This is a genomic window from Bacillus sp. FSL W8-0519 (assembly GCF_038005585.1).
GTDB classification, from domain to species: domain Bacteria; phylum Bacillota; class Bacilli; order Bacillales; family Bacillaceae_G; genus Bacillus_A; species Bacillus_A paranthracis.
This window is the reverse complement of record NZ_JBBOTL010000001.1, coordinates 590,882-603,376: the sequence shown is the minus strand read 5'-3', so window position 1 is coordinate 603,376 and position 12,495 is coordinate 590,882. Positions and strand designations below refer to the sequence as shown.

General features: G+C 33.0%; 10 protein-coding genes and 2 pseudogenes. 4 read left to right on the top strand and 8 right to left on the bottom strand.

Translation table 11 applies throughout. From position 1 onward, the window contains the following. Positions 1-2: 2 nt before the first annotated feature. Together NST14_RS03220 and colA are read right to left on the bottom strand one after the other, a co-directional pair. Positions 3-551: an NfeD family protein gene (locus tag NST14_RS03220; RefSeq protein ID WP_229143117.1), complete on the bottom strand. Its 549-nt coding sequence runs from the start codon at positions 549-551 to the stop codon at positions 3-5. Positions 552-797: 246 nt separating this feature from the next. After that, positions 798-3,695, bottom strand: coding sequence for a collagenase ColA (gene colA, locus NST14_RS03215; protein WP_229143118.1), 2,898 nt, complete (start codon positions 3,693-3,695; stop codon positions 798-800). A gap of 268 nt (positions 3,696-3,963) precedes the next feature. On the opposite strand from colA, the gene opuD reads away from it, so the two are divergent. Beyond that, positions 3,964-5,514 carry a glycine betaine transporter OpuD gene (gene opuD / locus NST14_RS03210; RefSeq protein ID WP_000591587.1) on the top strand — a complete coding sequence of 517 codons (1,551 nt, stop codon included), beginning with the start codon at positions 3,964-3,966 and terminating at the stop codon, positions 5,512-5,514. Between the two features lie 104 nt (positions 5,515-5,618). Here opuD and NST14_RS03205 read toward each other — a convergent pair. The 3 genes and pseudogenes from NST14_RS03205 to NST14_RS03195 all read right to left on the bottom strand — a co-directional run. Next, positions 5,619-5,789 (bottom strand): annotated as a pseudogene (locus NST14_RS03205) (GNAT family N-acetyltransferase); the annotation flags it as partial. 121 nt (positions 5,790-5,910) lie between these two features. Further along, complete coding sequence (locus NST14_RS03200; RefSeq protein WP_229143119.1) at positions 5,911-8,682, bottom strand: NEAT domain-containing protein; 2,772 nt, start codon at positions 8,680-8,682, stop codon at positions 5,911-5,913. A gap of 128 nt (positions 8,683-8,810) precedes the next feature. Beyond that, positions 8,811-8,966: pseudogene (locus tag NST14_RS03195) on the bottom strand (sporulation protein YhbH); the annotation flags it as partial. A 113-nt stretch (positions 8,967-9,079) separates the two neighbouring features. On the opposite strand from NST14_RS03195, the gene NST14_RS03190 reads away from it, so the two are divergent. The 3 genes from NST14_RS03190 to NST14_RS03180 all read left to right on the top strand — a co-directional run bounded on the left by NST14_RS03190 (position 9,080) and on the right by NST14_RS03180 (position 10,850). Then, positions 9,080-9,298 (top strand): LexA family protein, encoded by a 219-nt coding sequence (locus tag NST14_RS03190; RefSeq protein WP_000927788.1) that lies wholly within the window; start codon positions 9,080-9,082, stop codon positions 9,296-9,298. Between the two features lie 309 nt (positions 9,299-9,607). After that, positions 9,608-10,093: an excalibur calcium-binding domain-containing protein gene (locus tag NST14_RS03185; RefSeq protein ID WP_000734520.1), complete on the top strand. Its 486-nt coding sequence runs from the start codon at positions 9,608-9,610 to the stop codon at positions 10,091-10,093. Positions 10,094-10,148: 55 nt separating this feature from the next. Then, complete coding sequence (locus NST14_RS03180) at positions 10,149-10,850, top strand: class D sortase (protein ID WP_000717793.1); 702 nt, start codon at positions 10,149-10,151, stop codon at positions 10,848-10,850. A 319-nt stretch (positions 10,851-11,169) separates the two neighbouring features. Here NST14_RS03180 and NST14_RS03175 read toward each other — a convergent pair whose 3' ends face one another. Genes NST14_RS03175 through NST14_RS03165 form a run of 3 tightly spaced genes read right to left on the bottom strand, consistent with a single transcriptional unit; the run spans position 11,170 to position 12,484 of the window. Then, positions 11,170-11,955 carry an N-acetylmuramoyl-L-alanine amidase C-terminal domain-containing protein gene (locus tag NST14_RS03175; protein WP_000501726.1) on the bottom strand — a complete coding sequence of 262 codons (786 nt, stop codon included), beginning with the start codon at positions 11,953-11,955 and terminating at the stop codon, positions 11,170-11,172. 16 nt (positions 11,956-11,971) lie between these two features. Then, entirely contained in the window at positions 11,972-12,202 is a 231-nt protein-coding gene (locus tag NST14_RS03170; protein WP_000787571.1) for a phage holin, read from the bottom strand. A gap of 42 nt (positions 12,203-12,244) precedes the next feature. Continuing rightward, a complete protein-coding gene (locus tag NST14_RS03165; protein WP_001115041.1) occupies positions 12,245-12,484 on the bottom strand; it encodes a hemolysin XhlA family protein in 240 nt (79 codons plus the stop codon). Between the last annotated feature and the right edge of the window lie 11 nt (positions 12,485-12,495).

Genomic DNA, 12,495 nt, shown 5'->3' with positions numbered 1-12,495 from the left:
CCTTATAATTTTGGTTTTTTTAAAGAATAAGCGATGTTTTGTACAAGCAAAACACCATCTTGGACTCCCTCGATAATAACTTCAGTTCCTTGTGAAATATCTTTTTTCCCAATTGTTTTAGCTGGAATCGCATTACTTCCAAATTGGGAGGAGATTAATACTTCACCAAATCCTTCTGTAGGAATTGTCGTAATGACTTCTCCCTTGCAACCAATGAATTCATCCATACGTTGCACAGTATTTTGTTCTGCTTCTGCAATCGGTTTTAAAATTAATATTTTCATTATGAATACACCAATAAAGGATATAGCAAATGCAGCCACGAAAATAAGAATACTATTAAAGGAAAATAAATATTCTCCTATATAACTAAGTCCACATAACATAGCGAAAAAACTAAGTAATAAAGTAACAACGGATACAGATCCGCCTCCAAAACTAAATATGGATTCAAATATATCCCCAAAAAAGATATAAATCACAGTGAGTATAGTAGCAATAATAAATCCGTATAAATAAATTGCCTCAAGTGGATAACCAAACAAAACCATTTCTTATCCCCCTCTCTTAAACAATCCCTTTTTTGTTATGTGTATGCCCCACCTCTTTCAAAGATTATTGTTCTTAATTTTCAGTTATTTACTCTTTAAAGAAAAGCCTGCAGTACAGGCCTCTAAAAAAGAACAGGAGAAGCCTATTGTGACAGGCTCCTCCTAGAAAATAACCGATATATTATATATCTATATAATATACTATTTTCCACAAAAAGTAAAGTTAAACATACATTGGAAAAGCACTTATTTTACTGATAATTCGTATGTTCCATCGCCATTATCATATTTATATACATACAAGTAATATTTACCTGGTTTTGCATTAAAGTTTGCCTCTATATGATTGCCATTTGCTTGACCGTAAGCAGCATAATTTTGTATATCTGATTCATGGTGAAGTACCCATGTCATCCCGATTCCATACTCATTTAAAACGGAAATATCAATATTTTTCGCTGATGCTACATTAAATGTATAAACATCAGTGTGATCCCCGCCGATAAGGCTACCTTTTATCGTAGTGTTTAGTCCAATACGATTTGCTTCCTCTGGGCGATTATTTGGTTCTGGTTCTGTTAAACTTCCATCTTTAACCGTAACCGTTGTTTCGCTTTTGCTCTCTTTTCCTTTATCATCTTTTACTATTAACGCTACTTTATATGAACCTTCTCTTTCATATACATGTACCGGATTTACTTCTGCACTTGTGCTTCCATCTCCAAAGTCCCATAAATAAGAAACGATTTTTCCATCTTCATCTTTTGAGCCGTCACTTTTAAATTGAATCCCTTCTTTTACAAGTCCATTATAAGGGCCATTTATATTAACTGTTGGAGCTTTATTTTCTCCGTCATCTTTTGCGATACCGTGGAAGACTACATCATATTCAAATTGATTTGAGCTATTTATACGGTAATTGACGAAGTATGCTGTAACAGTTTTGTAGCCACTCCATTCTTTTTGCGCAAGTTGTTCTAAAGCTTCGTTTACTTTCTTACTCATTGCGTTCCAATCTTCTGATTCACCTTTTGTTACACTACCTGTATACGTACCTTCTAATGTAAATGTATTAAAGAATTGGGAGCTATGTTTTGTCATTTTTGCATCTCTCATCGGCAACATTTCAGTTATTTCTTTCTCTACTGCTGTTAATGATTTTGGGGCATGTTCAGCTAAATAATCATCTGCTACTGCCGGTACATTATATTTATCTTGATTATCGATTAGCTGCTGCATATACTCTTGATACTCTTTATTTAACTTAGGATCTTTACTTAGATTTTCACGATATGCATCATAATTTTTCACGTCATTCGCACGAATCAAATCTTGAATTTTATCAAATGTTTCAAACTGATGCGTATATAAGTAAGACTGCAATGCGAACGAGTAATTATAGAAATCCCAAGAACCGTATTTAGCAAATAATGTACGCTCTGCTGTATAACGGCTTGCAGGATCAGATGATAATCCACTAATGATGCTCTTTCTCGGCACTACATTATTTGTTCGAGTAGACCCTGCGAAAAACTCTGCATTGCCTTCTTGGAACCAAGTTAACCTTTCATTTTGATACATATCTCCTCTTCCGAATAAACCTGGCACTTCATATCTCCCTTGAAGATAATGAGTAAACTCATGACGGAATAACTCTTCTAAACTATAAATGCTTTGTTCTGGCGTGCGCTCATATGTAAAGAATGTTCCTGTTTCTTCAATATAAATTCCACCGTTGTTCGTTTCATATCCATACAGTTGTCTATTTAATTGGTACTCTTCTGGGCTGTTATAAATTACGATCGTTAATATATCATCTGCATTGCCCGGCTCTAACGCTTTATCATTCCCAATTACACGATGATACTGTGCTTTTACTTCCTTTGCAGCCCAGTATAGTCTCTTAATTTTTTCTTCCGATACTTTATCTCCTGTTTTAAATACGATAGATCCATCATCAAATGTATACGTTTTTGGTAAGTACTGCTCTTTTCCTTCTTTACGTATTTTCTCTAAATCTACTGTATTCCCGCTATAATCTTTTCCATTATAATTTGTTGTAATTTGTTCTACTGCGACAAAGTACGGCTCACTTAAGCGCGGATACATATGCATTGCCTGTGTCACAACTTCTAAACCTTTATTTGGATTGCTATGAAACTTCCCTAAACGACTTGCAAAGTAAATTCCATTATTAACGAGCCACTTATTTTCTGGTGTTACTTCATTTAGAAGAGCAATACGATTTATTTCATTAATAAACCCATCTACTTTTCCATACCACATCGTTTCATTCGCTTCTTTACGAGCCTCAATTAAGTAAGACTGTATATCATAGTCAATCCCTTGCATAATATCGTATATTGCTTGTCCCTTCATTCGATCATTTACATACGTATTAAAATTATCATTATATTGCTTTAAAATATTCGATGCGTATTGAACTGTTTCAACATCGCTTGAAGCGTTACTAATCAATTTACCGTATGCAGATACGACTGTATCTTGTTCAGCTGTACCAAGCTTAAAGTTTGGATTTTTTGCGATTGCTTTTAAAGCAGGTAAACATTTGTCCTGGAAGCTTCTTTCATTTAATTCACTTAATTCATTATTATAAAATGCCAAATAAAAAGCTGAACGTAACACTTCCGTAAACGTTTGAATTCCTTTTGAATCATCTTTCGTAAATGTACTACCTCGATGAGCTAATTCATCTATAACGACTTGCATTTTCCCTTTATCTTTATAAAAGGACTTTGCATCTTCATTAAACTGGAATAAGTCTGTAATTTGATGCCACTTAATACTGCCTAACGTTTCAACTAATTCTTGATCATTCATCTTGTTTAAATCAGCCATTGAATAGCTTTCTTTAACTTGCTTTACTGTCGCTTTGTTCGTAATAGATGCTGGTCGTTGTGAAAAGTCTCCTACTTTTAACCGTTCTTGAAACGATAATGTTTCCTCCGCTTTAGAAACGTGTCCAATCTCATCTACCGGCTTTTCAATTCCTACTGGTTTCGAATGCAATACATTATATGGCACCTTTTCTTCTGCTGATGCATGAGTTTGAATTGCCCCCAGCGATAGAGCCATTGTACTAATGCTAAGCATCACTTTATTGATCTTTGATTTCTTGTTCATATCCTTGCCCCCTATTTTAATATTCCATCCAAGAATTTAACATAAAATCTAGATACAACAATATAAAATGCAATATTTCATATTATTTCTTCTTACATTTTGTACATATCGTGAACAATCTCCCCACTATCTAGCCGCCAATAGTTATGAATCTTTAGCGATTAAACAGTCCTTTTACACACGTTAAAAATCGAATTTTTTGACAATTGACCCTTTAATTGTTATGATTAATATAATTGTTAACTTTATTAAACAAGGGTGGGATTCTATGATAAAAAAAGAAAACAGTGTATTTTATATCTCCATCTTGCTAACAACATTATTCATCATATGGGGAATTACCCCGGCAAGTTGGATACAAGGCTATGATTTACAAAGCGTTACATCTTCTTTAAACTCATTTATCCTCAATAAATTTGGATGGTTTTACTCTCTACTTATGACTGCAATGATTATTTTAGCCGCTTATTTAGCATTTTCTAAGTACGGTTCTATTCGTCTTGGTAAAGATGGAGAAAAACCAAAGTATAGTTATCCATCTTGGCTATCCATGTTATTTGGGGCAGGAATGGGAATTGGACTCCTCTTTTATGGAATCGCTGAACCGATTTCACACTTTACAGATCCACTAACAGGAAAAGCAGGTACAGAGGAAAGCGCCAAGCTCGCTATGCAATATTCATTTTTCCACTGGGGTCTCTTTCCATGGTCACTATACGCAATGGTTGCTTTAACAATTGCATATTTCACATTCCGCAAACAAAAAGGTAGCACAATTGGGGCTACAGTTACTCCATTATTTAATCGATCGAAAAATTCTCCTATCGGAAAAACAGTCGATATTTTAGCTGTTTTAGCCACAGTATTTGGGATTGTGCCATCTGTTGGGATTGGTGCTCAACAAATTGCTGGAGGATTAAGCTATTTATTCCCTTCTATTCATAACACTTTACTTACACAGCTCGTACTTATCGCTATCTTCGCTGTTTTATATTTAACAAGTGCACAAACAGGCTTAGATCGTGGGATTAAATATTTGAGTAACTTAAATTTCTCTCTTGCAGGTATATTACTCGTCTCCTTCTTACTTTTAGGACCAACTGTATTTATTATGAAATATTTCACATCTACACTCGGTTCTTATATTGGAGCTTTACCTAGTATGGGATTAAATTTAGGAGCATTTAATGAAAAATCTTCTTCTTGGATAGAAAACTGGACTATTTTCTATTGGGGATGGTGGATCTCTTGGTCCCCATTCGTCGGTACATTCATCGCCCGTATTTCTAAAGGACGCACAATAAAAGAATTTATTTTTGGAGTTGTATTAGTCCCAACTCTCATCTGCACATTTTGGTTTGCAGTATTTGGCGGTACCGCTATCCATATGGAAATGTTCCAATCGCTTGGTATAGCTGATGAAATCGCAAAAAATGGTACAGAGATTGGATTATTTGCTGTTATTTCACATCTACCGTTCTCTACATTTTTAACAATTATCGGGTTAATTTTAGTAGCCACATTTTTCGTTACTTCTGCTGACTCGGCAACCTTTGTCGTTTCTATGCAAACGAGTAACGGAAGCTTATCACCAAAAAATAGTTTAAAACTTATATGGGGATTAACAATCGCGATTATTGCAGCTATTTTATTACAAGCTGGAGGATTAAATGCACTGCAAATTGCAGCGATCATCGCAGCACTACCATTTTCTATCGTAGTCGTCCTTATGGTTACTTCACTCTTTAAAGAGCTACGAAAAGAAGATGTTAATTTGCAAACGAAAGAAGTTCCGCAAAAAATAAAAAAGGTTATGTAGCGATTGGCACCTCAAATTATTTCTAAATCCATGATAAATGAGGAAAAAAGTAAATTAAAAAACCCCATTCGTATGAAATATAATTTTCATACGAATGGGGTTTTTTACTCTATTATATAGTGTTGTAAACATGCCTTCTCCTCAAAACCTACTTTCTTGTACAACTTCATCGCACGATCATAATTCGTATTCAAACATAGTTCTATCTCTCTCATCCCTTGGAAGGAGAAAATATATTGAATTGAAGCTTGTAATAACCGCTCTCCGACACCTTTTCCATTTATCTCCTTCTAAAAAAGACATCATCATAAGCATATTTCAAAATGAAATCGCCATGATAATGTCTTCTTAAAAATTCATATAATCATATTACGTTATAATAAAATAAAACGTTTTTTATTTCTTAAATAATCTCTTTCTAAATACAAACATACTCAATGCTGAAAGAACTAACGCTATGCCTGAAAGTAATATTGATGTATTCTCTTGTCCACCTGTTGCTCCTAATGATTTCTTACTTTCTTCTTGCTTATTAACAACTGGTTTATTTTCTTTCACAACTTGATTATTCACATTTTGTTCTTGGACTACTGTGGATTGATTTACTGCGTCTTTTGAACCTTCAATTTCTTTTCCTGTTCCTTTTATCTCAGCTTTCGCCCCTTCAACTCCTGTTGTTGGCTCGTCCACTTCTTCTTTTACCTCTTCAACTTCTTTTATTGGCTCTTTTACTTCCTCTTGCTCTTCTTCAACTTCTTTTATCGTTTCTTTCACTTCTTCTTTTGTTTCTTCAACTTCTTTTTCCGGCTCTTTTACTTCTTCTTTCGGTATTAATTTTTCTACTATATTCTGCATGACGATGCCACTATATAATATGCCCGTCTCATAATGATCTGCATCCAAGTCAAATTCATATATTTTTTCTCCTAGAGTACTCCAAATGATTCCCTCATCAGTAAGCATTCCACCTGCACTCTTTAACGTAATCTTTTCAATTCGTTCCCCTTCTAAATCATATACAGGTATTTTCACTTCTTTATTTATTTCTGCATCATCCAAAATGACCTTTTGCCTTCTAACATCAATTGTTCCCCACTGGCCTAATTGTATTAACGGCCTTACATCACGAATCTCATTTTCAGCTAATTTTAAACTAAGTAAGTCTAACATTGATCCAAGAACTGACACATCTTTAATACGATTATCTGTAAGATTTAACCATTGTAAATTTTTTAATGAAGATAATGGAGTAGTATCTTCAATTTGATTATGAGATACATTCAAATTATTCAATTGTTTCATGTTTAAGATGAACTCAATATTTTTCAGACCTACTCCTTCCAAAGTGAGTTTTTCTAAGTTCATCATGTATTCTAAGCCCGTTATATCTTTTATCTCTTTTCCTTTTTCTTTAAGGATCTCTAATTTTTTAATCTGTAATAAATCTTCTTTTGTGATAGGAGCGTTTAAATTCTCTCTACCTAAATTCTCTTTATTAATATGTTGTTGTAAAGTTTTATCGAGAATTACATTTTCCTTTTGTTCATTATCCTCTTTTATTTCATCTAACCTTTCAACAACATTTTGAATTACTGTTCCATTAAACTTAATACGATTTTCTTCTGGCTTTATATCTAATATAAATTCGTATGTTTTTTCACCGGTAGTACTCCATTTAACAGAACCATTATTAACTATTCCATCTCCATTCTTTAATTGAATAGTATCGAGTGGCTCGCCTTGTAAATTATAGATAGGTATTTTAACTTCCTTATCTTTTTCTACATCATCTAAAAAGATTTTTTGTCTTTGAACGTCAATGTACATTCTTTTTCCTAACTCTTGAACCGGTCTAACATCACGAATTTCATTTGACGCTAGCTTTAAATCATATAAACCTGTTAATTGACTAAGTGGTGTTATATCTGAAATATAGTTTTCTTCTAAATTAAGTGATTGTACAGTAGACATTCTTGATAAAGGTTCGATGTTTTCTAATTCATTTTTAGAAAGGTCTAACTCTACTAATTTTTTCATTGGTGTAATATGTTCAATATTAGTAAGTCCATTGTTACTTAAAGATAAACTCTTCACATTCTTCAGTTGCTCAATCCCAGCAAGATTAGCATTACTAATTTGATTATTTGCTACAGTCAAAGTCCTTAAAGATTTCGCTGTAAATAATGGTTTAATATCTTTTATATAATTACTATTTAAATCTAGCAATTTAATCTTCTTCATTTGACTTAGTGGGCTTAAATCTGAAATTTTATTATTTCTCAAGCTTAAACTCTCAATATGTTCTAACTCAGCCAAAGGTCCAATATCTTCAAGTTCGCCATAGGTTATACTTAATGATTTCAATTGCCTCAAATTCGAGATAAATTTTATATTTTCTAACTTAACTTCTTCCAACGTTAAGTTTTCTAAGTTCTTCATATATTCTAGACCGCTTACGTCTTTTATTCCTTTACTTTTAGCTTCAACGACTATTAAAGATTTAACTTTTAATAAATCTTCCTTAGTTATTGGGGTATCTAAATTTTCTCTATTCAAGTTATATTTATTAATATGCTTTTGTAATTGCTTATCTAATATTACATTTCCATTTTCATCTTGTTGATCCACTTTATCCTCTTTATTTTCCTTTTGTTCTTCTGGAACATTATTTTCTAAATTTAATGTGTTTACTTCAAACTGTACTTGATACTTATTGTCATAAGCCATTGTCGGAATATAAATATGCATTTGCATATTATACCTTTTTCCTAATTCCCCTACTTCAAACTGAATCACTTTCGTTCCATTTTTCTTTTTATCTTCTGATATTACTTTCACATCATGAAACACACCAGGAGTATGTATATCCTCTGTTTTCAAGTATTGAAAGAAATCACTATCACTTAACGTTGCTGTTACAATTTTCTTTCCGTTCTCAACTGTTAATTTCGGATTTTTTATATAAACAGCTGCCATAGACTCTTCATTTGTTTTATCTTTATACGCTTTAATAACAGCGTCATATGTACCATCTTCTAAACCTTGTCCCGTTTTATTCGCCTCAATTGCTACTGCCGCTAAAGCAGGTGTTGAATAAACAGCAAACGGAAGTGATAACGTCGCCGCTATAATCATTGCATTTATATGTTTTCTTTTATTTCTTTTCAACTTGACATCTCCTCCAAAATATATAAGTTAAAATGTAATCATTTCTCGAATAAATGATAATGATTTTCATTATCAATGTCAACTAAAAAAATAAAAAGTTTACAAAAAAATAACCCCTCAAAAAGGGGTTATGCCATTTTTTCTCCGGATTCTTCTCTAAAAAAGCTCTTCATCGCATGGAATACATCTGCTTTTTGCTTTAAAATATAATATCTGAAGTTTTCATCTTTAATATTTTTATAGGCTGACATAAGTGTACTGTGGCGATTGTACTGGTTTAACTCTCTACCATATACACTTTTTTTCACGCACTAACAGAACGTATGTTTGATTCAAAAGTCATACTTTGTTATTATATAGTTAAATATTTCCTATATAGAAGGAGCCATTACATTACATGCTATTAACAACAAGACAATCTCAGATTTTAAACTTCCTACAGAAACGAATACAAGAATACGGTTATCCACCATCTATCAGAGAAATTGGTGAAGGAATAGGAATATCTTCCCCCTCTACAATCCATAGTCACTTATTAAAACTTGAAGAAAAAGGATTTATTCAAAGGGATAACTCCAAGCCAAGAGCAATAAGGATTTTAAAAAATAACTATTAAAAAAGGAGGATACTATTGTGATAACTAGTCAAACAGCAAATGAAAAAGACTAATTAATTAGAAGTATTTTAAAAACACAAAAGGAAATAGCCTCCTTATTATTAGATCATCCAAACCAGAGAAAAATATCTCATCTAATACACGAATGGCATTCTCATAGAAACTTCCTTATAAATAATGCTGCTATAACTAATTTCTCATTAAACGATTGAAAAGGAAAATATAATCAAATTATTATTGTATTTTCATCTTTAAGAATGTAAAATTTTTAAATGTAAACATATACCATTTAAGGGGATGAAAGCACTCATGAAAAAACTATTAGCATCAGCTACAGCATTCACACTATTAACAGTCGGGTATAGTTCCGCTGCATTTGCAGCCAAAAGTCCTAATGACACAAAAAACTGTGGACATTTTAAAAATCAACAAGAGGCTCAAGCTTTTTGGAATCAAAACGGATATGGTGTTGGAAACGATCCACATCGTTTAGACAATGATAAAGATGGCATTCCATGTGAAGATTATACGTATCAAACAAGTACAAGTACTACAACAGACAATAAAGGAACTAACCCCCAAGAACAAACTAAGCAGGAAAATACACAACAAAATAACCAAGTAACCAATAATAAACAACAAACTGAACAAACAGCTGTAAAGGCTGAAACAAAAAAACAAGGCGAAAAATTACCTAATACAGCATCTAACGGTGTTACAATGATGCTTGCAAGTGCTGCTTTAGTATTAGTTGGTTCAATCATTGTATTCCGTCGTAAAAAAACGAATGCTTAAACTAATACTTAAAACGGCAGGAATATCCTGTCGTTTTTAATATGGAGTGATAATCTTGAAAAAAATTGATTGGTTGGGGGTTATACTAATTACTATAGGGTCTTTGGCCTTTGTTTATTACTTTATAGATTGGTATGATGCGAGAAAAACAGTTGAATCCTTAACAAGCACTGAAATTCAACAATATCAAAATATACATCCTGTCACTAATGAGAAAAAAGATGCCAAAAACGAATCAAACAAAGAACAATCCCAACATACTCTACCACATCAAGAATCTAATTCTACAAACACTAGTGAACCATTACCGGAATCACAAAAACTGATTCCAGCTTCTCAAGTTCAACATCAAATGGGAGAACAAATTGCTTACATGGTTATACCGAAAATCAAACAAAAATATCAAGTTTATTGGGGCGCTGATGCTAAAACTTTAAAAAAAGGGGTAGGAATGTTTATTAGTAATATTACCACTACTCCTTCTGGTAATGGACATACTGTTTTAAGCGGACATCGTGACACAGTATTTACTAAATTGGCGGATTTACAAGAAAATGACTATATTTTAGTTGAATATGATAAAAGAATATACATATATCAAATTCAAAAACACTGGATTACAGGTGCAGATGATCGTACTGTGATTATCGAAAAAAATACACCAACGTTAACATTAACTACCTGTTATCCATTTAACTATATTGGGGATGCCCCTAATAGGTACATAATTGAAGCTTCTTTAGTTTCTATACAATAAATTGGTAAGATTTACTTAGTTTGAGGGGGACGATAATATGAAAATTGTTCAATCTATATTTAGGGGATTCCGTTTATTAAGCAAAATAGTTAATCCTATATTAAAGGCATTATCTAAAAGTAAATTTTAAATCTCATAAAAAAAATCCCCTTCTGCATATAAGTGCAAAAGGGGATTTTTTCAAATTAATCTATTCGTTCTACAGATACTGGTTCATAGATAAATAAGAAACGGTACCTTTACACTAACATCTATAAAGATGAAAATCAATATATAAGTACCTACCTATAGAATCAGATAGTATTTTTTATTCATAAAACTATTCTTTTGTATAGTAGTATTTAAGACCTTTCGCATCTAACCATGCAGTTGCTCTATCTAGCTCATTCCCTTGACGGTAATCTGTTTCAAAACGAACTAACCCTTGTTTGTCTCCATAAGAAACAATATTAGATTTATATCCAAGAGCATCCATCATTCCTAACATCTCAGGTACTAACGCTGTACCAAATTCATACGTAACAACTTTACTAAATTTATTCACGATAATCTCCACTCCTCCATCATTTGGGTTTGCTTGAATTGATTTGCCAACAATAACCTCAGCTACCGCTTTAGCTGCCTTATCAAAGTTAGCACGGTATTTTTGCATATCTGTTTCATTATCGATAAAGCAAATTTCAGGGAGTAATCCAGTCTTAGTTTTATTAATCCATCCTAAATCCGTAGAAAATTTAATCCCTCGATCTCTCAATCCAAATGCATCAGCCATTGCCTTTGAAATCTTTGCCGCCAATTCTCTATTTCCGTATGAAGGATGTAACCACACTTCACAACCTGTACCGCCTGGAGTGGCATTTAAATGAAACTGTAAATCTACATCACTATCCACTACACGTAAATGGTTATTGGCTGCATTATTCCAAACATCGTATTTTGTCGTTCCTACTTCGTCAGAACAATTCACATACTTCCATCCAGCTGCTTGTACATATTTAGCAACTGCGTCAAGAAACCTTCTATCCTCCACATGTTCTTTCCCATAAGCGCTATTTGCACCTTGTACGATACTATTGTGACCACCTGATCCTGCGAAACAACCCATTATTCAACATCTCCTTTTAGTGTAAGTTATTTTTTTGTAATACATCTTTTTGTTGTAATCCTTTATTGCTTAAATAGTTATTCTTCCATGCCATATATAGAGTGAAAGCTCCTGTAATTACTGCCACTAAATCATTTGTAATTTTGTCATCAATCGTTTGGTACCCAATAAGATTCAAAACACTGTTAATCACAGCGATTACTAATACGACATAACGACTAATTGAAGCTGCATCAAAGTTTTTCATAACCTCACCTCCTTTCAATAAAAAAAGTGACCGTATATACGATCACTTCCCTGCGAATTTAAAAAGAGCCATTATCCCACCCGTGATAATAGCTCCAACTACTGTAGTACCAATCCAAAATACAAATTTATCTAATCGATCAATCCTTAAATGAGCGCTTTTCGCTGACTGCTGCGCTTCAATTGCAACATCCTTAACGTTGCCAAGCGTATCTAACTTTGTTTCCACCCTTGTTAATCCAACTAATAATTCCTTAAAGTCATCATGTTTTTGTTCTGGCATTTATTAAGCCT